This is a genomic window from Streptococcus sp. 29896 (genome assembly GCF_032594915.1).
Taxonomy (GTDB): domain Bacteria; phylum Bacillota; class Bacilli; order Lactobacillales; family Streptococcaceae; genus Streptococcus; species Streptococcus suivaginalis.
On sequence record NZ_CP118733.1, the window covers coordinates 247,134 to 271,256 of the forward strand.

Consider the following 24,123-nt stretch of genomic DNA (forward strand, 5'->3'; position numbering starts at 1 on the left):
ACACTTGTTCAAGTGTTCCTTTTTAAGGATTTCCTATTGTAAAATGGAATTCATCTTACTTTTTGAGTTTCCAATAAATGTTGACCTACTAGTGCAGCAAAAGCAGCACCAACTAGCGGTGCAAGGATAAAGATCCAAACTTGACTGAGAGCTTCTCCACCGAGGAAGAGAGCTGGGGCCAAGCTACATGCTGGGTTGACAGAGAGACCTGTGATGTTCAAGCCCAAAAGAATCAAGAGGGTCAAAGTCAATCTGATAACGAGACCAGCAATTTTTCCATTGCCCTTGCTTGCTGAAGTTACTGTAACGATAACCAAAACAAAGATAAAGGTTGCGATTGTTTCAAACAAGAAAGCACCTGCGGCATTTACAGTTGAAAATCCATTTTCTCCTAAACTTGCTGTTGAAAGTCCAGCATTTGACAAGAAGAGAATCAAGGTTGCTGAAGCAAGGATTGCTCCCAAAACTTGCGCAGCTACACAAGTAGCAAACTCTTGTGCATTCAAACGTTTGTTGATGAACATAGCCAATGAAACAGCAGGTTTCAAGTGTGCACCCGAAACAGTACCGATACTGTAAGCAGCCGCTACAATAGAAAGACCAAAGGCAAATGCAATTCCAAGGTGGCCAAGACCATCTACACCATTACCAAAAACAACAGCGCCAGTCCCAATAAAGACCAACATAAATGTACTGATTAATTCGGCTAAAAACTTTTTAGACATGTTTTTTCCTCCGGTCATCTATCATGAATCGTTTTCATAAAAATTTCAAGAAAATTAATTTAAACAGATGTGCAGGTGGATTGGATGCAGTGTTTCGTAGTTGGGTGTTTTATAGAAATCAAAAAAGCACTTGAAACCATTGATTTCAAGTGCTTTTTCAGTTCAATTATTTCACCTCAGTAAAAATCACGTGCTTACGCAATTTTGGTGAGTATTTTTTCAATTGAAGACGGTCTGGAGTGTTACGTTTGTTTTTTGAAGTAAGGTACAAACGCTCACCAGATTCTTTGTGTTCAAGTGTAATATTTACGCGCATGGTATCTCCCTTCTATTATTCAGCTGAAGCAGCCTTAGCGATTTTACGTCCTTTGTAGTATCCTTTCAAAGATACACGGTGAGAACGTGAGTAATCTCCAGTAGTTTCATCAAATTTCACAGTTGGAGCTGCTACTTTATAGTGAGTACGACGTTTGTTTTTCTTCGCTTTTGAAGTGCGACGTGCAGGTACTGCCATTTCTTTCTTCCTCCGTTAAATATAAGGGCATAGCCCTTTTTAAATCTAAAATAGTGTGTATGACTTTCGTCAACTTTAACAGTATAACAAAAGTTTTTTGTAAAGTAAAGTTACTTGACAGATTTTTTTCACTTTTTTGGCAAATAGCAGAGCATTTATGGTAAAATAAGGAGGATTGCAAGGCTCGGCTGGTAGAGTTTGAGCCCTTATGACTTAATTTGGAAAGGAATAAGCACAACTTCGATTGATATAAGTTGGCTTTATACACTTTATTATGAAACTACAAAAACCAAAAGGAACGCAAGATTTACTACCGCAGGACACGGCCAAGTGGCAATACGTGGAAAACTTTGCTCGGAACATTTTCAAACAGTACAATTACGCTGAGATTCGCACACCGATTTTCGAGCATTACGAGGTGATTAGTCGCTCAGTTGGGGATACCACAGACATTGTGACCAAGGAAATGTATGATTTCTATGACAAGGGCGACCGCCATATTACCCTACGTCCAGAAGGGACAGCACCGGTTGTTCGCTCTTATGTCGAAAACAAGCTTTTTGCCCCAGAAGTACAAAAGCCAGCTAAATTCTATTACATGGGTCCAATGTTCCGTTATGAGCGGCCGCAGGCAGGTCGTCTTCGTCAGTTCCACCAGATTGGTGTGGAGAGCTTTGGTTCCAATAATCCAGCGACAGACGTGGAAACCATTGCTATGGCCTACCACTTCTTTGAGGAGCTGGGGATCAAGGACATTCGCCTCCACCTCAACAGTCTGGGTAATCCAGAGAGCCGTGCCGCCTATCGTCAGGCCCTGATTGACTATCTGACGCCACTCAAGGACCAGCTATCTAAGGATAGCCAGCGTCGCTTGGAAGAAAATCCATTGCGTGTGTTGGATTCCAAGGAAAAAGAAGACAAGATTGCGGTGGAAAATGCACCGTCTATCTTGGACTATCTGGATGGGGAAAGTACAGCCCACTTTGAAGCAGTCAAGTCCATGCTGGACAGTTTGGGGATTGCTTACACCATTGATACCAACATGGTACGCGGTCTGGACTACTACAACCACACTATTTTCGAGTTTATGACAGAGGTGGGTGGCAATGACCTGACCATCTGTGCTGGTGGTCGCTACGACGGCCTGGTGTTTTATTTCGGTGGGCCAGAAACCGCTGGTTTTGGCTTTGGTATGGGGATTGAACGCCTCATTCTTGTCCTTGAAAAGCAAGGTATTGAGCTTCCTCTTGACACCCAGTTAGATGTCTACATCGCAGTTTTAGGTCAGGAGGCCAATGACGGAGCGCTTGAGTTGGTTCAAGCCATCCGCAAGCAAGGGTTCCGAGCAGAGCGCGACTATCTGGACCGCAAGCTCAAGGCCCAGTTTAAGTCGGCAGATGTCTTTGGAGCCAAGGCCATCATTACCCTAGGTGGTAGCGAAATCGAATCAGGACAGGTGGTGGTTAAAAATAACCAGACAAGAAGTCAAGTTGAAACAAGCTTGGAAACACTTAAAACAGATTTTGCAAGTATTTTAGAAGCATTGGAGAAGCAGTAGCCTAAGGCACTGCTTTTTTCTGTTCAAAAAACAGATTGAAAAGACAGAGTGGATTTGATATACTAATAGTAAGCGCTATCATTTGTGAGAATTCAAAAAAGTCTTGTGAAATCCAAGAATTCAGCAAAATCTCTTTCACAAACTAGGACTGAAAACCCTAAAACAAAAGGAATCTTGCAGCAAATTTCACAAGAAACTGGAAAAATTTGTGAAATTTTTAACAAACTCTTTACAAATCCAAGAAGATGGTGTAGAATATATTTGTGAAAAAGTTAACAAAGGAAGTTGACTAGAAAAAAGAACATTTTGGAGGAATCCCAATGGCTGATAAAAAAGTAGTATCACCAGAAGAAAAACTAGCTGAAGCTCGCACTCACGTTGATGAGTTGGTGCAAAAAGGTCTCGTTGCTCTCGAAGAGTTCCGTCTTCTTGATCAAGAACAAGTTGACTACATCGTTGCGAAAGCGTCAGTAGCTGCCTTGGATCAACACGGTGTCTTGGCCATGCATGCCCATGAAGAAACTGGCCGTGGCGTCTTTGAAGATAAGGCGACTAAAAACCTCTTCGCCTGCGAACACGTTGTTAACAACATGCGCGGTGTGAAAACTGTTGGCGTGATTGAAGACGACGAAGTAACTGGTTTGACCTTGATTGCTGAGCCAGTGGGTGTTATCTGTGGGGTTACTCCAACAACCAACCCAACTTCAACAGCCATCTTCAAATCATTGATTGCTCTTAAAACGCGTAACCCAATCGTCTTTGCCTTCCACCCATCTGCACAAGAATCATCAGCACACGCAGCCCGCGTTGTCTATGAAGCAGCTGTAGCAGCAGGTGCGCCTGAAAACTGTATCCAATGGATTACAAAACCATCTATGGAAGCAACTTCAGAGTTGATGAAGCACGATGGTATCGCAACAATTCTTGCGACAGGTGGTAACGCAATGGTGCGTGCAGCTTACTCTTGTGGCAAACCAGCCCTTGGGGTAGGTGCAGGTAACGTACCAGCTTATGTGGAAAAATCAGCAAACATCCGTCAAGCAGCTCATGATATCGTTATGTCTAAGTCATTTGACAATGGTATGGTCTGCGCATCTGAGCAAGCTGTTATTGTGGACAAGGACATCTATGATGAATTTGTAGAAGAATTCAAGTCTTACCACACTTATTTTGTGAATAAGAAAGAAAAAGCTCTTCTGGAAGAATTCTGCTTCGGCGTGAAAGCTAACAGCAAAAACTGTGCAGAAGGCAAATTGAATGCTGATATCGTTGGTAAACCAGCAGCATGGATTGCAGAACAAGCTGGCTTTAAAGTACCAGAAGGTACCAACATCTTGGCAGCAGAAGTAGCTGAAATCGGTGAAAAAGAGCCATTGACACGTGAAAAATTGTCACCAGTTATCGCTGTCTTGAAAGTAGAAGGCCGTGAAGAAGGTCTGGAAGCAGCACGTCAAATGGTTGAATTCCACGGTCTTGGACACTCAGCTGCTATCCACACAGCTGACGAAGATTTGGCTAAAGAATTCGGTACACGCGTAAAAGCTATCCGTGTTATCTGGAACTCACCATCAACCTTCGGTGGTATCGGTGATGTTTACAACGCCTTCCTTCCATCTCTTACTTTGGGATGTGGTTCTTACGGACGCAACTCAGTGAGTGACAACGTAAGTGCCCTTAACTTGCTCAACATCAAGAAAGTAGGAAGACGGAGAAATAATATGCAATGGTTTAAAGTCCCATCAAAAATTTACTTTGAACGTGACTCCATTCAATACTTGCAAGTAATGGCAAATGTTGAGAAAGTCATGATCGTAGCCGATGAAGTCGTTGTGAAACTTGGATTTGTTCAACGTGTAATTGAACAATTGCAACTTCGCTCAAACAAAGTGATGTACACCGTCTTCTCAGATATTGAACCAGATCCAGACATCACAACAGTTGAACGCGGTGCAGAAGCAATGAAAGCCTTCAAACCAGACACAATCATCGCAATCGGTGGTGGTTCTGTAATGGATGCTGCGAAAATCATGTGGCTCTTCTACGAGCAACCACAAGTTGACTTCCGTGACCTTGTTCAAAAATTCATGGACATCCGCAAACGTGCCTTCAAATTCCCAGAATTGGGTGAAAAAGCTAAGTATGTTGGTATCCCAACTACATCTGGTACTGGTTCAGAAGTTACGCCATTTGCCGTTATTTCTGATAAGAAAAACAACCGTAAATACCCACTTGCTGACTACTCATTGACACCAACCATTGCCATCGTTGACCCAGCATTTGTTATGAGTGTGCCAGACTTTGTAGCAGCAGATACAGGTATGGACGTCTTGACCCACGCGACAGAAGCTTACGTTTCTACTGTTGCCAACGACTACACAGACGGTTTGGCACTTCAAGCTATCAAGTTGGTCTTTGAAAACCTTGAAAAATCTGTAAAAGAAGCAGATTGGGAATCTCGTGAGAAAATGCATAACGCATCAACAATGGCAGGTATGGCCTTCGCCAACGCCTTCCTAGGTATTTCTCACTCAATGGCCCACAAACTTGGTGGACGTTTCCACACTGTTCACGGCCGTACCAACGCTATCTTGCTTCCATACGTTATCCGTTACAACGGTACTCGTCCAGCTAAGACCGCTACATGGCCTAAGTACAACTACTACCGTGCAGATGAGAAGTATCAAGACATCGCGAAAATGCTTGGACTTCCAGCTTCAACACCAGAAGAAGGTGTAGCATCTTACGCGAAAGCAGTTTATGAACTCGGCGAACGCTTGGGTATCAAGATGAACTTGAAAGACCAAGGTGTTGATGAGAAAGAACTCAAAGCACACTCTCGTGAATTGGCACTTCTTGCTTATGAAGACCAATGTACACCTGCTAACCCTCGCCTCGCAATGGTTGACCATATGCAAGAAATCATCGAAGATGCTTACTATGGTTACAAAGAGCGTCCAGGTCGTATCAAATAATTTAGGCAGTCAAAAAAATCTCCTTCAATGAAGGAGATTTTTTATGTTGCCTCTTGCGGGCTAAGTTGAATGGTAAGAAGAGCTGGTTGTTGGGGATCTAAGCTATCAAAGATAGAAAGGTTCCATAGGTTGATTTGGAGAGTGCCTGCTTCTAACTGATAGCCAACAGGGTATTGAACCAACCAGCCACCAAGTCCATTTGTCCCAGCGATCAGGGCAGTGTGATTGCCTTGGTATTGATCTAGGATAATGGCGGAATCAGATAAGAGTTGGCTTTGGTCGATTCGTGCGGAAAATGTTTCTGTCTGTTCAGGGTTATGGTTGTAACGAACACCTGTTTCAACACCGCCATCAGCTGCGATGGTGACTTGAATAAAGTCTGCTTGCTCGCTTTTTCCAACCCAGGTACCGACACAGGTGAAAATGTTATAAATTTGTAAAAAAAATAAAGCATTTTTTTGAATGAGGTAAAGGGTTTTTGATTATATCTTGGGAATTTTCTGTCAATTTGTGGTAGAATAGAAAAAATAGATTTTTTATGAGGGATACCATGACATTAGTATATCAATCAACACGCGATGCAAAAAATACTGTGTCGGCTAGTCAGGCGATTTTACAGGGCTTGGCGACCGACGGTGGTTTGTTTACACCGATTTCGATTCCTGCAGTTGATCTGGATTTTTCTGTTTTGAAAGACGCTTCTTATCAAGAAGTTGCCAAGCTGATTTTGTCGGCTTTCTTGGATGATTTCACGGCAGACGAGCTGGACTACTGTATCAACAATGCCTACGACAGCAAGTTTGACACGCCAGTTATTGCCCCAGTTGTCAAGCTAAAAGGTCAGTACAACTTGGAGCTCTTCCGTGGCTCAACCATTGCCTTCAAGGACATGGCTCTGTCCATCCTCCCTTACTTGATGACGACTGCGGCTAAAAAGCACGGTTTGGAGAATGAGATTGTCATCTTGACCGCGACTTCAGGCGATACAGGCAAGGCGGCCATGGCTGGTTTTGCAGACGTTCCTGGCACGCAAATCATCGTCTTCTACCCACGCGACGGGGTGTCTAAGGTCCAAGAATTGCAGATGACTACTCAGACAGGTGCTAATACCCACGTGGTGGCTATTGACGGAAACTTTGACGATGCCCAAACCAACGTCAAGCACATGTTCAATGATGAGGCCCTTCGTGCCAAGTTGGCGGCTAAGAAGCTCCAGTTTTCATCAGCCAACTCCATGAACATCGGTCGCTTGGTGCCCCAGATTGTTTATTATGTCTATGCCTACGCTCAGCTGGTTAAGACTGGTGAGATTGCGGCGGGTGACAAGGTCAACTTCACCGTTCCGACAGGCAACTTCGGCAACATCTTGGCGGCTTACTACGCTAAGCAGATCGGTCTGCCAGTTGGCAAGCTCATCTGTGCGTCCAACGACAACAATGTCTTGACCGACTTTTTCTCGACTGGCGTTTATGACAAGAACCGCACCTTCCGCGTGACCACTAGTCCGTCCATGGACATCTTGGTGTCCTCTAACTTGGAGCGGTTGATTTTCCACCTCTTTGGCAATGACGCTGCAAAAACAGCTGAGTTGATGGAAGCCTTGAACACATCTGGTCAGTATGACATTCAAGGGGCTGACGCGGATATCCTCTCTCTCTTTGCTGCCGCCTTTGCGACAGAAGAAGAAACTGCTGCGGAAATCAAGCGTGTCTATGACGAGTCAGACTACATTGAAGATCCACATACGGCTGTTGCCTCAGCTGTCTATAAACAGTATGTGGAGCAAACAGGGGACCAGACTCCGACAGTGATTGCTTCTACAGCCAGTCCATACAAGTTCCCAGTGGTTGCGGTTGAAGCGGTGACAGGCCAGTCAGGCTTGACCGACTTTGAAGCTCTTGCAAAATTGCATGAGATTTCAGGTGTAGCCCTACCACCAGCTGTGGACGGTTTGGAAACAGCACCTGTCCGCCACAATACCGTCGTTGCAGCTGCAGATATGCAGGCTGAAGTAGAGCGCTATTTGGGTGTTTAATAGAAATGAGGGGCGAAAGCCCCTTTTGAATTGGATAAATTGGATAAAGATGAAAGAAACTTACAAAGACTTGTTAAAAATCGCTCTACCAGCTATGGCGGAAAATATGCTTCAAATGGTCATGGGTATGGTGGATTCTTACTTGGTGGCCTTTCTGGGCTTGGTCGCTCTGTCAGGTGTGTCAGTTGCCAGCAATATCATGGCGATTTATCAGGCGATTTTTATTGCCTTGGCGGCTGCGGTGGCTTCGCTTTTAGCCCAGGCTGTCGGTCAAGGTGACCAGGAGAGAATCAGTAGAGCAGCTGGAGAGGCCTTGAAGTTGACAGTCTTGCTGAGTAGCATCTTGGGTTTGCTGTCTATTTTGTTCGGCCAGAGCTTGCTTGGTTTGCTGGGGACAGAGCCTGCGGTTGCCGAGGCAGGAGGGCTTTACCTGGCCATAGTCGGTGGAGGCATTGTATTCCTTGGGCTCATGACCAGCTTGGGTGCTATCTTGCGGGCGACGGGTCGGACACAGTTGCCTATGTATATCAGCCTCCTGTCTAATTTTCTCAACGCCGTTCTGTCTGCTCTTGCAGTATTTGTCTTGGATTGGGGGATTGCAGGAGTGGCAATCGGTACCGTTTTGTCCCGCTTGATTGCTTGCCTCATCCTCTGGCAATCCTTGGAGATTTCCCTACCGCCCCTAACACTTCACTTGGACCGCAAACTTATGGCTTTAGCCCTGCCTGCGACGGGCGAGCGGCTCATGATGCGGGCAGGAGACGTGGTGGTCGTGAGCTTGATTACAGGCTTGGGGACGGCGGTTTTGGCGGGCAATGCCATAGGTGAAACCCTGACGCAGTTCAACTATATGCCGGCTTTGGGGCTGGCAACGGCGACGGTCATTCTAACGGCCGAGGCCCAAGGGCAGAGCGAAAAAATCGATGCCGTTCGCAAAGCCAGTCTGGTTTTGAGCCTGATTTTCATGTACGGTGTGGCGGTGACCGTTTATCTCTTGGGTCCGCACTTGATTGGCCTCTATACGCAGGACGCGGTAGCCAGTCAGGCTAGTATGCTAGTTTTGACTTCTTCCTTGATTGGTGTGCCTTTTACGGCAGGGACCCTGATTTACACGGCTCTCTGGCAGGGCTTGGGCAATGCCAAACTGCCCTTTTATGCCACCAGTATTGGCATGTGGTGTGTGCGGATTTTAGTTGCTTACCTCCTGCTTACCTTTACAGAAGTTGGTTTTGCGGCCATTTGGATTGGGACAGTATTGGACAATGTCTTTCGTGCAGGACTTCTGGTTAGGTCTTATAGAAGAAAAAATAAACGATAATTGAAAAACCAGTACGCTCCGCACTGGTTTTTTACATAGAGAAAAAGAATAAATATCTGGAAAATGGTATAATAGAATGATTGCAAAAGGAGAGAAAAATGGAAGCAGTAGGAAAATCAACTGGAAAAATCATTTTGATGGGAGAGCATGCGGTGGTTTACGGACAAGCAGCCATTGCCATGCCTTTTTCTGCTGTTGAAATCATGGCTACCGTTCGAACCGAGGGTCAGGCCTTAGCAGTGACATGTGAGTTTTATCAAGGTTTGGTCCACCAGATGCCTAAGATATGGGAGAGTCTCAAGCATGCCATTCGCTTTTCCCTCTATCGCATTGGTGCACCGACCGATCCCGCTATTCATATCACCATCACATCCACCATTCCAGCAGAGCGGGGCATGGGGTCCAGTGCAGCGGTGGCTGTTGCGGTGGCAAGAGCCCTCTTTGCCTACTACAAAAAAGACCTGAGCGACAGCGAGCTCTGGGACATCGTCCAGTCATCGGAGAAGATTGCACATGGAAATCCCTCAGGCATTGATGCGGCGACAACCAGTGGCACCACCCCCATCTATTTCAAAAAAGACCAGCCTATCCAGCCCCTGGCCCTACACTTGGATGCCTTTTTGGTGGTGGCAGACACAGGCAAGACAGGCAACACTTTGGAAGCCATCGCGGATTTAGCGGCCCTACTTAGGGAAAAACCAGAGGTGTATGACCATATTCGAGCTTTGGGAGAGTTGACAGAGGGTGCTCGAGAAGACTTGGCTTTTAACAGGGCAGAGCTTCTAGGCCAAAAGATGAGCCAAGCCCATTGTCATCTGAAAGAACTAGGGGTGTCAGACCCTAGCCTGGACCAGTTGGTCGAGCAGGCCATGAACAAGGGAGCCTTGGGAGCCAAACTAACGGGTGGTGGCAGGGGTGGCTGCATGATTGCCTTAGCCAAAACAGAAGAAGTGGCCCAGCAGCTGGTAGCAGTTCTTTCTCAAGCTGGAGCCCGACAAACATGGATACAATACTTAGGAGAATAAGATGACACAATCAGTCGGCATTGCGCGTGCCCATACCAATATTGCTCTGATTAAATACTGGGGCAAGCGGGATAAGGAGCTCTTCCTCCCAATGAATTCCAGTCTATCCTTGACTTTGGATGCCTTTTATACCGATACAAAGGTGGTTTTTGATACAGCTTTTACAGAAGATCGGTTTATTTTAAATGGTCTCGAACAGGATGAGAAAGAAATTCGAAAAATTTCGCGTTTTTTGGATTTGTTTCGCGAATATATAGGTGAAGATCGTTTTGCGGTTGTTGAGAGTCTCAACTTCGTTCCAACAGCAGCTGGTTTGGCCAGTTCGGCTTCTGCCTTTGCGGCGCTAGCTTTGGCGACAGCCACGGCCTTGAATATCGACTTGTCTCGTCAGGCTCTCTCGAGCTTTGCTCGCCGGGGTTCAGGGTCTAGTACTCGGAGTCTGTTTGGGGGCTTTGTTGAGTGGGATATGGGGACTTGTTCCGAGGATTCGCTTGCTCGTCCGATTGATGAGGCGGACTGGGATATCGGTATGCTCGTCATTGCAGTTGATAAAGCCAAGAAAAAAGTGGCTAGTCGAGAGGGGATGGACCTGACGGTGGCGACTTCTCCTTTCTATCAGGCTTGGGTAGAGACTGCAGCCCAGGATTTAGCAGCGATCAAGGAAGCAATCGCTGAGCGAGATTTCGAGAAATTGGGTCGGTTGACCGAGCACAATGGGATGAAGATGCATGCGACAACCCTGTCTGCCAACCCACCTTTTACCTATTGGTCTGCAGCGAGTGTGCGGGCTCAGGAAGCTGTACGTCAGGTGCGGGAGGAATCAGGTCTTGCTGCCTACATGACCATGGATGCAGGTCCGAATGTAAAAGTGCTCTGTCGTGCCAGTCAGATGGAAGAACTGAAGAGAGAACTGAGTGTCTTGTTGCCGGAGTTTCAGTTGATAGAAAGTTTGCCAGGCCAGGGAGCTAGCCAGTTGACAGAAGAAGAGTGGCAGCAGTCTCACAGTCGCTTCCAGAAAGAGGTTGGTTATGAAGGTTGAGGTCGCTGTTCCTGGAAAACTATTCATAGCGGGAGAATATGCCATTGTACAGCCAGGGCAACTGGCGCTCGTAGCGGGTGTCAATCGTTTTTTGACGGTTGGTCTGGAACCTGTTTTGGAGGGGCAAGAAGGAACCATCTGGTCCGAGCAAGATCCTGAAACTGTGTTGACCTGGCGACTGGAAGAGGGGCAAGTTTGGGTGTCCCAGCCAGAAGTCTATCCTTTGATTACAACTGCCTTGCAACTGGTCCTTGACTATGGTCGAGCAATTGGTTGCCAGCTTTCTAGTCCTTTTCATTTGAAGATTACTTCTGACTTGGATGATAGAGAGACAGGTCGGAAGTATGGTCTAGGCTCCTCGGGTGCCTTGACCGTAGGACTTGTTAGAGCGTTATTGCGTTATATCAAACTAGAAGAGAAGGATTTACTTGTTTTTAAGTTGGCCGCTTTGGTACAGACCAGATTGGAAATGAAAGGGTCCTTTGGGGATTTGGCGGCTTCGAGTTTTGCAGGCTTGGTTGCTTATCAGTCTGTGGATCGGTCTTGGTTGACAGAAGAAGCGAGTCGGCAAAGTCTTCATTCGTTACTGGAATCCGACTGGAAGGATTTGGACATCCAGCGATTAGAATTGCCAGCAGATGTGCAGTTTATGGCGGCATGGACTGGGACAGTTGCCTCGACAGATGCTTCCTTGGACCGTGTCCAAAAAGCAAGTGGGCAGTGGTCACAAGCTGGATATGATGGTTTCTTACGAGATAGTTTAGCCTGTGTAAAAGGCTTGATTCATGCCTGTAAATCGGATGATCGCTCTGCCTTTTTGCAAGGAATTCGTGAGAATCGTCGCCTCTTAAAGGAGGCTTCAGCTGTCCTTGGAGTCGAGATCGAGACTCTTGCTCTTAAAACTCTGATTGACAGAGCAGAGGAAGTTGGCGCTGTGGCCAAGACATCAGGAGCAGGTGGTGGTGATTGTGGGATTGCTTTTGCAGGCTCTGTGACCATTGCAAACAAAGTCAAAAAAAATTGGCTGGCAGCGGGCTTATTGCCGCTGGATATAGAAATGTGTGAGGTAAACAAGCGTGATGATGTATCAGCAAGAATTTGGGAGTGATCGAAAGGACCAACATGTTGGACTGGCTAGTCTCCAATACAAAGAAGAGTCGCCGAGTGATTTGACAGAGACACGCTTTGTTCATCAGTCCTTGCCGGAGCTGTCCCTGGATCAGGTGGATGTGAGGACTTGTTTTGCAGGTTTTGAACTAGCCTATCCATTTTACATCAATGCAATGACAGGTGGGAGTGCTAAGACCGGAGAAATCAATCGTTCCTTGGGTATTTTGGCGCATTATACAGGTGTTCCGGTTGCGGCTGGCTCCTTGAGTGCGGCTATGAAGGATCCGAATGTATTGGATACTTTTTCGGTCTTGCGCAAGGAAAATCCTAAGGGATTAATTTTTGCCAACCTAGGTGCCCATCATGGTTTGGATAATGCCAAGCGAGCAGTTGCTGCCTTGGAGGCTAATGCTTTGCAAATCCATGTCAATGCTCCTCAAGAGATTGTAATGCCAGAAGGTGATCGGGATTTTTCCATGTGGTTGAAAAATATCGAAACCTTGGTGAGGGAATTAGAGGTGCCTGTGATTGTCAAGGAAGTCGGTTTTGGTATGAGTCGGGAGACCATTTCACAGCTGCTGTCTGTCGGTGTCAAAACGATTGATATTTCTGGGACTGGTGGCACAGATTTTGCCAAGATTGAAAATGCAAGGCGCAGTCAGAATAAACTGGATTTTCTGGAGGGGTGGGGACAATCTACCTTGGTATCTACGCTGGAAGCTCTTGAAGCAAGAGGACAGAAGGAATTGTCGATTTTGGCATCAGGAGGTGTCAAAACCTCTCTTGATATCGTCAAACTCTTGGCGGTTGGTGCCGATGCTGTTGGGATGTCAAACCGCATTCTCCAATTGGTGAAAGATGGAGATGGTGAACATCTTCAAGCTGCCTACCTAGAACTGGACAAGATGAAGGAAGAAATTCGGGCCATTGTTGGTATGCTTGGCGCCAAAAACCTGACTGAACTACGCACTAAAGATCTGATTTTGGCTCCAAAGGTCCAAAACTGGTGTGAGGCACGTGGGATTGACTGGAAAGCCTATGCCAATCGGTCACGAGGGTTAAAATAAACTGGACAGGCATGACCGTGACCTATTACAAGAAACAGCAGGGGTTGTAATAGAAAGCGGTCAGCGATCAATAGAGGCGCTGAAAAGTCTACACTCGAAAAAAGAGGCTGGGCAAAAACTAAAAAAATTCCCCTCTGATAAAAATTTTAACAATCAAAAACAGCTTAGAATCAACGTTTCTGACAACGTAACTCTAAGCTGTTTTCTATTTTTAAGACTTTCTGTCCAGCCTCTTTTGTCAGGAAGTGGTTTCTAGGTCGCTGCCAATTGGCCTGCTTGTAGCTGATACATACGGTGGTAGTGACCCTTGAGAGCTAGGAGTTGTTCGTGGTTTCCAGACTCGATGATTTTTCCCTTGTCCAAGACATAGATGCAGTCGGCATCTTGAATGGTGGATAAGCGGTGGGCGATGGCAATGGTTGTCCGTCCTTTTCGCATTTTTTCCAGAGAAGTCTGTACTGTCTGCTCAGTCTCAGAATCGATATTGGCAGTCGCCTCATCTAAGATGAGAATCTTGGGCTTGCTAGCCATGGTGCGTGCAAAGGCCAGCAGTTGCCGTTGACCTGTCGAAAAAGCACTACCCCGCTCGGTGACAAGGTGATTGTATGTGTTAGGAAGTTTCTCGATAAAGGGAGCAGCATCCACAAAGCGAGCTGCTTCCTCAATCTCCTCTTGAGAAATCTCCTGATACATCTGGATATTGGAAGCAATGGTTCCGTGGAAGAGGAAGGGATCCTGCAGGACCAAGCCAATTGCTGACCGCAATTCCTCTTGTGAAAAACTGCGGATATCCTGACCGTCGATGAGAATTCGTCCAGATTGGAACTCATAGAAGCGCATAAAGACATTGATGATTGAGGATTTTCCAGACCCAGTGGCACCTACAAAGGCAATGGTCTGCCCCTGTCTCACTTCAAAAGAAACCTTGTCCAGAATCTGCCGCTTGCCGTCATAGGAAAAGCAGACATCCTCAAAGACAATATGCCCCTTGTCAATCTTGGCCCCTCGGTCAACCTGTAGCGGCTCCTCTATGGTCTGGTCCATGAGTGTAAAAACTCGTCCGGCAGACACCATAGAGGTTTGGAGGGTGGAAAAATGCTGCGTGACATCCAGTAAGGGATCGAAAAGCCGATTGACATACTGGATGAAAGCGTAGATAAGACCAGCAGAAATTCCAGCTTGTGACCAATCCAAACCAAAGTAGGTCATGAGAAGAGCATAGGCCAAAATCTTAACAAGTGATAGGGCAGGACGGAGAAAGAGACTGTCCAAGGCCATGGAACGACTGGCATAGTCCAGATGTTCTTGGTTGATAGCCTCAAACTCTTCCTTTAGCCTCTCCTCCTGAGAAAAGGCCTGGATAATCCGAATCCCTTCAATGCTCTCTGCCAGTTTGCTGTTAATGGCACTCAACAGACTTCTGATCTTGGCAACAATGGGAGCTGACCGCTTCCGATACTGATCAACCAGGACGAAAATTACGGGCAGGAAGAGGACAATCAGACTGGTTAATTTCCAATCTAACGCAAACATGGTCGAAAGCGTGGTAATGATAATAAAGAGAGCGGAGATAAAACTGGATAAAATTCCCGAAAACATCTCTGAAATGCTCTCGGTATCGTTGGTAATTCGAGAGACGATAGAACCACTAGGGGTTTGGTCAAAGTAAGCCATTCCCATCTTTTCCATTCTCCCAAAAGCATCCCGTCGAATGTCTCTGACAATGCTATAGGAAACCTTAGCAAACCAGAGATTTCCAAAATACTGGAGCAACATTTGAAGCAGGTAGAGAGCAAAGTAGGCGGCTAGAATAGCCACAGCTGTTTCAGAAATTGAAGAAGTATAGTGGTCGATAAAGAAAGAAGCCAGAAGGGGGATCAAACTACGAACAAGAGTTGTCAGCAACAAAAAGCTGAGGGCAAGGATTGTCAGCAGCCGATAGGGCTTCAGATAGGACAGGAGTCGCCAGAAAACACTGGTTTGTTTGGTCTTAGTCACGATCGCTTTTCTCACTTTCTAACTGCTGCATCATATAGGTATCGTAATACCAGCCTTTTTCATCCAATAGGTCTTGGTGACGACCTCGTTCTACGATTTTCCCGTCTTCAAGGACCAAAATCAAATCCGCATGGACAATGGCTGACAGACGGTGGGCGGTGATAATGGTCGTCTTGCCCAGCCGTTCTTGCTTAATGGTTTCAAGAATAGCATGTTCTGTCTTTGCATCCACTGCCGAGAGCGAATCATCCAAGAGTAGAATATCTGGATTGAGAATCATAGCACGAGCCATAGCCAACCGTTGCTTTTGTCCACCAGACAGGGAAATGCCCTTTTCACCAACCATGGTGTCAAATCGATCCGGCATATCCTGAATATCCTCATAGACATGGACAGCCCGAGCAGCCTGCTCCACCTGTTCTAGAGACAGATCTGGATTGCCAAAGCGGATATTTTCAGCAACGCTGGTCGCAAAAAGGAACTGGTCTTGGGGGACATAGCCCATCAACTGCCGTAGGTCAGCGAGCTTGTAGTTCTTGATATTTTCCTGATTGAGCAAGATCTGCCCCGTGGTCACATCGTATTCACGCATCAGGAGCTTGAGCAGGCTGGTCTTCCCAGAGCCTGTTGGCCCCACCAGACCGATTGTCTGTCCCTGCTCGATGCAAAAGGCAATGTCTTGCAGAACTGACAGGTTATCATAGGCAAACTCGGAAATTTCATAAACAATCTGCCCATTGCTGGGTGCAGGTAGCGGTTGGTCTGTTTCAACCACCTCTGAGGAAATAGTGAGGAGGCTCTGGATACGATTGTAGGACACGTCACCACGCTGGCTCATATTGACCAAGAAACCGATTGCCATGAGAGGCCAGACCAGGAGGTCTAAGTAGGTCATGAAGGTAACTAATTGTCCAAGACTGACCAGACCTTGCGAGATGAATCGGGAGCCGACCAGCAAGGTTAGCAGGTAGGACAGGCCGATGAAGAAGAGGACAGCAGGGTTGAATAGGGCATCGTACCGCATGGTTTTGATATTCTGCAAGAAGGCAGCTTGATTGACCGCCTGAAAGGCAGCTGTTTCTTGCTCTTGGTAGCCGAAGGATTTGGTGACTTTGATACCTGAAACAGCTTCCTGGACCTTGTTGTTGAGTTCTGAAAAGGCAGCCTGTGAAGCCTTGAAGTTTTCATGGGTTTGACGGCCTAAAAAATTAGTAGTGAGTGTCATGAAGGGTAGGGGCAGGATTGCCACCAGGGTCATCTGCCAGGAAATGCTCAAACTCATCGTAATTAAGGTAACCAAGGCTGTGACCGTTGCATCGACAAAGGACATGACACCACCACCAGCTAGTCGGGTTAAGGCATTGATATCATTGGTCGCATGGGCCATTAGGTCCCCAGTCCTGTGCTGTTGGAAAAAGGAAGGAGATAGGTGCATGAAGTGTTCAAACAGGCGAGCCCTCATGATTTTGCCCAGTTGATAGGATGTTGCTAGGATATTCATCCTCCAGACATAGCGGAGACCGTACATAGCAAAGGCTGACAAGACCAGTCCGCCGATGCCAAGAAAGAGCTGGCTATCCGTCAACTTGCCACTGGCAATCTGATCGATCAATTGCCCCATGATAAAAGCTGGGAACAAGTTGAGCACGCTGACTAGGCAAAGGGATAGAATACCAATCAGGTAGGCCTTCTTTTCCAGGAAGAAGAACCACCATAATTGCTTGATGATTTTCATAGATGTCCTTTCTGAACAAAAGAAAGGTTGGCAGCTTGTTACCACCAACATTAGTAAAATTCCTTGACACTAGTGTATCATAGACTGGTAGAAATAGAAAGTTTGTTACTTCAAACAGTAGTCAAACATGGCTGTGACTTGCAAGAAGAACAAGTAAACGATAAATACGTATAATAGGGGTAGAAACTAGACGATTTCTACCTTTTTCTGCATATTTATGATAAAATAAATGAAAATTTAGAAGAGGTGTTCAGATGAAAGCTATTGTTACAGTTGTCGGTAAGGACAAGTCAGGAATTGTTGCTGGTGTTGCGACTAAGATTGCGGAGTTGGGACTCAATATTGATGACATTTCCCAGACTGTTTTGGATGAGTATTTTACCATGATGGCGGTGGTGTCATCAGATGAGAAGAAAGATTTCACGCAACTTCGTGCGGAATTGGATGCCTTTGGTCAAAATTTGAACGTGAAAATCAACATTCAAAGTGCGGCGATTTTTGATGCCATGCACAACTTGTAAGGAGAGCGGTCATGGATATTAGACAGGTTAGAGAAACCATTGAGATGATCGAGGAGCAACACTTCGATATTCGGACCATTACCATGGGGATTTCCCTTTTGGACTGTATCGATTCGGATATTGATAAGGCTGCTGAGAAAGTTTACACCAAAATTGTGACCAAGGCTAAGAACTTGGTAGCGGTCGGTGATGAGATTGCGGCGGAATTAGGAATTCCCATTGTCAACAAGCGGGTGTCGGTAACGCCTATTGCTTTGATTGGTGCGGCGACAGATGCCACGGATTATCTTCCCTTAGCTCATGCCTTGGACAAGGCGGCTCATGAGATCGGCATCGATTTTATCGGAGGTTTTTCAGCTCTAGTTCAAAAGGGTTACCAAAAAGGTGATGAAATCCTTATCAACTCTATACCGCAGGCATTGGCCCAAACAACCAAAGTCTGCTCGTCGGTCAATATCGGCTCGACCAAGACGGGTATCAATATGACAGCTGTGCGGGACATGGGGCGGATCATCAAGGAGACGGCGGAAGCTTCTGACATGGGGGCGGCTAAACTTGTAGTCTTTGCCAATGCGGTCGAGGACAATCCCTTTATGGCGGGTGCCTTCCATGGTGTCGGTGAGGCGGATGTGGTCATCAACGTCGGCGTATCTGGACCTGGTGTGGTCAAGCGTGCCCTTGAAAAAGTACGTGGTGAGAGCTTTGATGTGGTGGCGGAAACGGTTAAGAAGACCGCCTTCAAGATTACTCGTATCGGTCAGTTGGTCGGCAATATGGCCAGTGAACGCCTGGGTGTCAAGTTCGGTATCGTGGACCTGTCCCTTGCTCCAACGCCAGCCGTTGGCGATTCAGTAGCACGGGTTTTGGAGGAAATGGGCTTAGAAACCGTTGGTACGCACGGAACGACTGCTGCCCTTGCTCTGCTCAATGACGCAGTCAAAAAGGGTGGAGTCATGGCCTGCAACCAGGTCGGTGGCTTGTCAGGTGCCTTTATCCCTGTGTCTGAGGACGAGGGCATGATTGCGGCGGTGCAAAATGGCTCGCTTAACCTTGAAAAATTGGAAGCCATGACGGCCATCTGTTCTGTTGGTTTGGACATGATTGCCATTCCAGAAACAACGCCTGCTGAAACCATTGCAGCTATGATTGCGGATGAGGCAGCGATTGGGGTTATCAACCAGAAAACGACTGCGGTCCGCATTATTCCACTTGGAAAAGAAGGGGATATGATTGAATTCGGCGGACTTTTGGGAACAGCTCCTGTCATGAAGGTCAATCAGGCTTCGTCTGTGGACTTTATCAACCGTGGTGGACAAATTCCAGCACCGATTCATAGCTTTAAGAACTAAAAAACGTAAACCGATTGCGACAAGCAGTCGGTTTTTTGCTATACTTAATAGTAAGAAAAGACAAGGAGAACACTATGGCAGATGTAAGATTATATATTTCTCGACATGGGAAAACCATGTTTAATACCATCGGGCGCGTGCAGGGCTGGTGTGATACACCGCTGACCAAGGCTGGTGAGGAAGGGATTCGTGAATTGGGCTTGGGGCTCAAGGATGCGGGCATTGATTTTAAACTAGCCGTATCCAGTGACCTGGGGCGGACCGTTCAGACCATGACCATCGCCCAGCGTGAGTTGGGAATTTTAGGAAAAATCCCATATTACCAAGACAAGCGTATCCGTGAATGGTGCTTTGGTAGTTTCGAAGGTATGTATGATGCCGAGCTTTTCCAAGGTGTCCTGCCTCGTTTGAAAGGGACAGTTGATGCGACAGGCATGTCCTTTGCGGAAATCGCAGCAGGTATCCAAGAAGCAGACACCGCTGGCTGGGCGGAATCATGGGAAGTTTTGAGCAATCGTATCCTGACAGGGTTTGAGGCTATCGCCCAAGACTTGGAAAAGCAGGGCGGCGGCAATGCCCTTGTGGTCAGTCATGGTATGACCATTGCAACCCTAGCCCATCTGTTGGAGCCAGAGCGTGGAGCCAATGTCTTCCTGGATAACGGCTCAATTACCGTCCTCAAATACGAAAATGGCAAGCTTTTAATTGAAGCAGTTGGGGATTTGTCCTACCGCAAACGTGGGGCAGAATTGATTGCTCAAGGGGAATAAGATATAAAATCAGGGAGTTTTCTCTGATTTTTTTCTTGGCAATCTACCATTCTAGGTCCTCAGACTGATTTTTAGCACTCTAGGTAAAAGAGTGCTAATTTTTTGTCTTTTTCTCTTGACAATCCATTTTTTCGGCGTATAATGGGAGTATAAAGTTTAGCACTCATCGTTATAGAGTGCTAAAAATATAAAAATCAACACTGTTCATGAAAGGAGCGGAGATGATTACCCAACGTCAAAATGATATTTTGAATCTGATTGTTGAATTGTTTACGCGCCATCATGAGCCAGTTGGTTCTAAGGCCTTGCAGGAGATGATTGCTTCTAGTTCGGCTACCATTCGCAATGATATGGCTAAGCTAGAGCAGTTGGGCTTGCTAGAAAAGGCTCACACGTCAAGTGGTCGAATGCCCAGTCGGGCTGGTTTTCAATACTTTGTCAACCACTCGCTCAACTTGGAACACATCAATGAAGAAGATGTTTATCAGGTGGTCAAGGCCTTCGACTTTGAAGCCTTCAAGCTGGAAGATATCTTGGAGCGGGCAAGTCAGGTCTTGGCAGATTTGACAGGCTACACTTCGGTCATCTTAGATGTGGAGCCGACCAGTCAGCAGTTGACTTCCTTTGACATCGTGCAGCTCAGTAGCCACGATGCTCTGGCAGTCTTGACCTTGGACCAGTCCAAACCTGTCACTGTTCAGTTTGCCATTCCCAAGAACTTTTTGACTAGGGACTTGGAAGTGCTCAAACGCCTGGTGGATGAACGCTTCGTTGACCAGACGGTCTTGGCAATCCACTACAAGCTGCGGACGGAGATTCCCCAGGTGGTGCAGCGTTACTTTACCACGACGGACAATGTCTTGGATCTGATGGACTACATCTTTTCCAATCTCTTCCAAGAATCAGTCTTTATCAGTGGAAAGGTTGCTTCGCTGACCTATGGCAATCTCGCCACCTATCAGCTCTTGGATAGCCCACAGCTATTAGCCCCAGAGTTGCGGCAAGGCTTGGCGCCAAACCAGCAGACCAGCATTTCTGTGGCGGAACATAGGGATCCTGCCCTAGCGGATGTGACAGTTATTCATCATCGCTTTCCAATCCCCTATCGGGGCATGGCCCAGATGAGTTTGCTTGGTCCTGTTGACATGGACTACCGTAGGCAGATGAGTTTAATCAACATCATCAGCCGCGTCCTATTTATGAAATTAACCGATTATTACCGATACTTAAGTAGTAATCATTATGAGGTAAATTAAGATGTGAGGGCGTGAAGGAAACGATTGAAAAATAGGAGATTGACGCGGTGTCATCAGACACAAGGAAATCTATCTTTTTTCTGAGTTTCTAGCCCGAACTCAATTTATTATTTGTCAAAGTAATAATAGAAAATGAAGAGGTGAACAACTTGTCAGAAGAAATCAAAAACGAAGAAATCGTAGAAGAGGTTGAAGCAACAGAAGAAGTTGTCGAAGCTCCTGAAAAATCAGAGTTGGATTTGGCAAACGAGCGTGCAGAGGAATTTGAAAACAAGTACCTCCGTGCCCACGCTGAAATGCAAAATATCCAACGCCGTGCCAACGAGGAACGCCAAACCATTCAGCGTTACCGTTCGCAAGACTTGGCCAAGAAAATCTTGCCGAGCTTGGATAACTTGGAGCGTGCCCTTCAAGTCGAAGGTCTGACAGAAGATGTCAAAAAAGGCTTAGAAATGGTACAGGAAAGCTTGATTCAAGCCCTCAAAGAAGAAGGGGTGGAAGAAGTCGCAACAGATGTCTTTGACCCAAACCTTCACATGGCCATTCAAACTGTTCCAGCCACAGGCGACTGCCCAGCAGAACACATCGCACAAGTCTTCCAAAAAGGCTACAAGTTGCATGAACGCTTGCTGAGACCGGCTATGGTAGTCGTATCAGAATAACTTAGTCTTCCAGTTTATCTTTTATTACTTCGTTAACTCGCCTTGCCGTACTCCAGTACTGTCTTCGGCTCGTTGCCTAGTACTAAAAGCAAACTGAAACACTAAGGTCGCTCTGCTATTTCCGAAAAAAGAAAACTTGACCGAAATGTCGTTAAACTACTTGAAATAAGAAAATGCGAGTTAATGACTCGCAAAATCTGCACTACTTAAGAAGAGTGTATCAAATAAAAGAAAATTAAATTTTTGAAAGGATTTGAACCCGAACGAAATGCTCGGAAAATAGATAAACCGCCTTGCATTCATCGAATGCTATGTTGGTTTCCTAATTTTCAGTCGCATTTTCGGCGTTCTTGGTATCATTATTATGTCTAAAATTATCGGTATTGACTTAGGTACAACAAACTCAGCAGTTGCAGTTCTTGAAGGAACTGAATCAAAAATCATCGCAAACCCAGAAGGAAACCGCACAACTCCGTCTGTTGTGTCTTTCAAAAATGGTGAAATCATCGTTGGTGACGCGGCAAAACGCCAAGCAGTAACCAACCCAGATACGATCATCTCTATCAAATCAAAAATGGGAACTTCTGAAAAAGTTTCAGCAAACGGCAAAGAATACACACCACAAGAAATCTCAGCAATGATCCTTCAATACTTGAAAGGCTACGCTGAAGAATACCTTGGTGAAAAAGTAACCAAGGCTGTTATTACTGTTCCTGCTTACTTCAACGATGCACAACGTCAAGCAACCAAAGACGCTGGTAAAATCGCTGGTCTTGAAGTAGAACGTATCGTCAATGAACCAACTGCAGCAGCCCTTGCTTACGGTTTGGACAAGACTGACAAAGACGAGAAAATCCTGGTATTCGACCTTGGTGGAGGTACTTTCGACGTATCTATCCTTGAACTTGGTGACGGTGTCTTTGATGTACTTGCAACAGCAGGTGACAACAAGCTCGGCGGTGACGATTTTGACCAAAAGATTATCGACCACATGGTAGCTGAATTCAAGAAAGAAAATGGCATCGACTTGTCAGCTGACAAAATGGCCCTTCAACGTTTGAAAGATGCAGCTGAAAAAGCTAAGAAAGACTTGTCAGGCGTGACATCAACTCAAATCAGCTTGCCGTTCATCACTGCAGGTGCAGCAGGTCCGCTTCACTTGGAAATGACATTGACTCGTGCGAAATTTGACGAATTGACTTACGACCTTGTAGAACGTACAAAAATTCCTGTTCGTCAAGCCCTATCAGATGCAGGCCTCAGCTTGTCAGAAATTGACGAAGTCATCCTTGTCGGTGGTTCAACTCGCATCCCAGCCGTTGTAGAAGCTGTAAAAGCTGAAACAGGTAAAGAGCCAAACAAATCTGTAAACCCTGACGAAGTGGTTGCTATGGGTGCGGCAATCCAAGGTGGTGTCATCACTGGTGATGTCAAAGACGTTGTCCTTCTTGATGTAACACCATTGTCACTTGGTATCGAAACAATGGGTGGTGTATTTACAAAACTCATCGACCGTAACACAACTATCCCAACTTCTAAATCACAAGTCTTCTCAACTGCGGCAGACAACCAGCCAGCTGTTGATATCCACGTGCTTCAAGGTGAGCGTCCAATGGCAGCGGACAACAAGACTCTTGGTCGCTTCCAATTGACTGACATCCCTGCAGCACCTCGTGGTATTCCACAAATCGAAGTAACATTCGACATCGACAAGAACGGTATCGTTTCTGTAAAAGCCAAAGACCTTGGTACGCAAAAAGAGCAAACCATCGTTATCCAGTCTAACTCAGGTTTGACAGACGAAGAAATCGACCGCATGATGAAAGATGCAGAAGCAAACGCTGAAGCAGACAAGAAACGTAAGGAAGAAGTTGACCTTCGTAACGATGTTGACCAAGCAATCTTTGCGACAGAGAAAACGCTGAAAGAAACTGAAGGCAAAGGCTTCGACGCAGAACGCGACCAAGCCCAAGTAGCTCTTGACGAGTTGAAAGCAGCCCAAGAAGCAAACAACTTGGACGACATGAAGGCTAAACTTGAAAACCTCAACGAAAAAGCCCAAGCCCTTGCAGTGAAACTCTATGAACAAGCCGCAGCAGCACAACAAGCAGCCGCAGGCCAAGAAGGTGCTCAAACAGCTAACAACGCAGGCGATGATGTAGTAGACGGCGAGTTTACTGAGAAGTAAGTCAAGATGTGAGAGCGTTAAAAGAACGACAGAAAAATAGGAACTTGACGCTGAATGCTTGCATTCAAGGAAAGTTATCTTTTTTCCGAAGTTCTTAGCTCGAACTCAGTTCTCATCTTCTCGAGAATAGAAATCATTCGTCAATAAAATTTCCGATCACAGAGGTTGCAACCCAGCCTCTGTTTTTGGGTAAATACCCTTCTAACTTTTACAGAATTGAATACTCCTACGACTCTGTGAAAAAGTCAAAAAGTCTGGGGATAGACTTTTTGAGGAATACC

The 24,123-nt window shown here is 46.1% G+C and carries 20 protein-coding genes; 14 read left to right on the plus strand and 6 right to left on the minus strand.

Annotated features, from left to right (window positions below):
• Positions 1-50: 50 nt before the first annotated feature.
• The 3 genes from PXH68_RS01235 to rpmF all read right to left on the minus strand — a co-directional run bounded on the left by PXH68_RS01235 (position 51) and on the right by rpmF (position 1,239).
• Complete coding sequence (locus PXH68_RS01235; protein ID WP_248028667.1) at positions 51-725, minus strand: MIP/aquaporin family protein; 675 nt, start codon at positions 723-725, stop codon at positions 51-53.
• Positions 726-891: 166 nt separating this feature from the next.
• Positions 892-1,041, minus strand: a complete 150-nt coding sequence (gene rpmG / locus PXH68_RS01240) for a 50S ribosomal protein L33 (protein WP_002262412.1) — start codon at positions 1,039-1,041, stop codon at positions 892-894.
• A gap of 15 nt (positions 1,042-1,056) precedes the next feature.
• Positions 1,057-1,239, minus strand: coding sequence for a 50S ribosomal protein L32 (rpmF, locus tag PXH68_RS01245; RefSeq protein WP_002937589.1), 183 nt, complete (start codon positions 1,237-1,239; stop codon positions 1,057-1,059).
• Between the two features lie 274 nt (positions 1,240-1,513).
• Here rpmF and hisS point away from each other — a divergent pair, with 274 nt between their 5' ends.
• Together hisS and adhE are read left to right on the plus strand one after the other, a co-directional pair.
• A complete protein-coding gene (gene hisS / locus PXH68_RS01250) occupies positions 1,514-2,797 on the plus strand; it encodes a histidine--tRNA ligase (protein WP_248028666.1) in 1,284 nt (427 codons plus the stop codon).
• 320 nt (positions 2,798-3,117) lie between these two features.
• Positions 3,118-5,769: a bifunctional acetaldehyde-CoA/alcohol dehydrogenase gene (adhE, locus tag PXH68_RS01255; protein WP_158455856.1), complete on the plus strand. Its 2,652-nt coding sequence runs from the start codon at positions 3,118-3,120 to the stop codon at positions 5,767-5,769.
• 41 nt (positions 5,770-5,810) lie between these two features.
• Here the strand turns inward: adhE and PXH68_RS01260 are convergent, their stop codons facing one another.
• Positions 5,811-5,951 carry a hypothetical protein gene (locus tag PXH68_RS01260; protein WP_248028665.1) on the minus strand — a complete coding sequence of 47 codons (141 nt, stop codon included), beginning with the start codon at positions 5,949-5,951 and terminating at the stop codon, positions 5,811-5,813.
• 368 nt (positions 5,952-6,319) lie between these two features.
• On the opposite strand from PXH68_RS01260, the gene thrC reads away from it, so the two are divergent.
• The 6 genes from thrC (at position 6,320) to fni (ending at position 13,363) form a co-directional block, all read left to right on the plus strand.
• Complete coding sequence (thrC, locus tag PXH68_RS01265) at positions 6,320-7,804, plus strand: threonine synthase (protein WP_248028664.1); 1,485 nt, start codon at positions 6,320-6,322, stop codon at positions 7,802-7,804.
• A gap of 49 nt (positions 7,805-7,853) precedes the next feature.
• Complete coding sequence (locus PXH68_RS01270; protein ID WP_248028663.1) at positions 7,854-9,122, plus strand: MATE family efflux transporter; 1,269 nt, start codon at positions 7,854-7,856, stop codon at positions 9,120-9,122.
• Between the two features lie 98 nt (positions 9,123-9,220).
• Positions 9,221-10,147, plus strand: coding sequence for a mevalonate kinase (gene mvk / locus PXH68_RS01275; RefSeq protein ID WP_248028662.1), 927 nt, complete (start codon positions 9,221-9,223; stop codon positions 10,145-10,147).
• A 1-nt stretch (position 10,148) separates the two neighbouring features.
• Positions 10,149-11,186: a diphosphomevalonate decarboxylase gene (gene mvaD, locus PXH68_RS01280; RefSeq protein ID WP_248028661.1), complete on the plus strand. Its 1,038-nt coding sequence runs from the start codon at positions 10,149-10,151 to the stop codon at positions 11,184-11,186.
• Entirely contained in the window at positions 11,176-12,294 is a 1,119-nt protein-coding gene (locus PXH68_RS01285; RefSeq protein WP_248028660.1) for a phosphomevalonate kinase, read from the plus strand. Before mvaD ends, PXH68_RS01285 begins: the two co-directional genes overlap by 11 nt.
• On the plus strand, positions 12,266-13,363 hold the full coding sequence (fni, locus tag PXH68_RS01290; protein WP_248028700.1) for a type 2 isopentenyl-diphosphate Delta-isomerase: 1,098 nt from the start codon (positions 12,266-12,268) through the stop codon (positions 13,361-13,363). Before PXH68_RS01285 ends, fni begins: the two co-directional genes overlap by 29 nt.
• Positions 13,364-13,615: 252 nt before the next feature.
• Here fni and PXH68_RS01295 read toward each other — a convergent pair whose 3' ends face one another.
• The gene (locus PXH68_RS01295; RefSeq protein ID WP_248028699.1) at positions 13,616-15,364 is read right to left on the minus strand and encodes an ABC transporter ATP-binding protein; all 1,749 of its coding nucleotides are present in this window, start codon (positions 15,362-15,364) and stop codon (positions 13,616-13,618) included.
• Positions 15,354-17,096 carry an ABC transporter ATP-binding protein gene (locus PXH68_RS01300; protein ID WP_248028659.1) on the minus strand — a complete coding sequence of 581 codons (1,743 nt, stop codon included), beginning with the start codon at positions 17,094-17,096 and terminating at the stop codon, positions 15,354-15,356. Before PXH68_RS01300 ends, PXH68_RS01295 begins: the two co-directional genes overlap by 11 nt.
• 254 nt (positions 17,097-17,350) lie before the next feature.
• On the opposite strand from PXH68_RS01300, the gene PXH68_RS01305 reads away from it, so the two are divergent.
• The 6 genes from PXH68_RS01305 (at position 17,351) to dnaK (ending at position 23,842) form a co-directional block, all read left to right on the plus strand.
• A complete protein-coding gene (locus tag PXH68_RS01305) occupies positions 17,351-17,617 on the plus strand; it encodes an ACT domain-containing protein (RefSeq protein WP_024382312.1) in 267 nt (88 codons plus the stop codon).
• Positions 17,618-17,628: 11 nt separating this feature from the next.
• Positions 17,629-18,966 carry a PFL family protein gene (locus tag PXH68_RS01310; protein WP_024384706.1) on the plus strand — a complete coding sequence of 446 codons (1,338 nt, stop codon included), beginning with the start codon at positions 17,629-17,631 and terminating at the stop codon, positions 18,964-18,966.
• Positions 18,967-19,040: 74 nt separating this feature from the next.
• Complete coding sequence (locus PXH68_RS01315; RefSeq protein WP_170239822.1) at positions 19,041-19,736, plus strand: histidine phosphatase family protein; 696 nt, start codon at positions 19,041-19,043, stop codon at positions 19,734-19,736.
• 221 nt (positions 19,737-19,957) lie between these two features.
• Positions 19,958-20,992 (plus strand): heat-inducible transcriptional repressor HrcA, encoded by a 1,035-nt coding sequence (gene hrcA, locus PXH68_RS01320; RefSeq protein WP_248028658.1) that lies wholly within the window; start codon positions 19,958-19,960, stop codon positions 20,990-20,992.
• A gap of 149 nt (positions 20,993-21,141) precedes the next feature.
• Positions 21,142-21,654 (plus strand): nucleotide exchange factor GrpE, encoded by a 513-nt coding sequence (grpE, locus tag PXH68_RS01325; protein ID WP_248028657.1) that lies wholly within the window; start codon positions 21,142-21,144, stop codon positions 21,652-21,654.
• 364 nt (positions 21,655-22,018) lie between these two features.
• On the plus strand, positions 22,019-23,842 hold the full coding sequence (gene dnaK, locus PXH68_RS01330; RefSeq protein ID WP_002937513.1) for a molecular chaperone DnaK: 1,824 nt from the start codon (positions 22,019-22,021) through the stop codon (positions 23,840-23,842).
• Positions 23,843-24,123 lie beyond the last annotated feature (281 nt).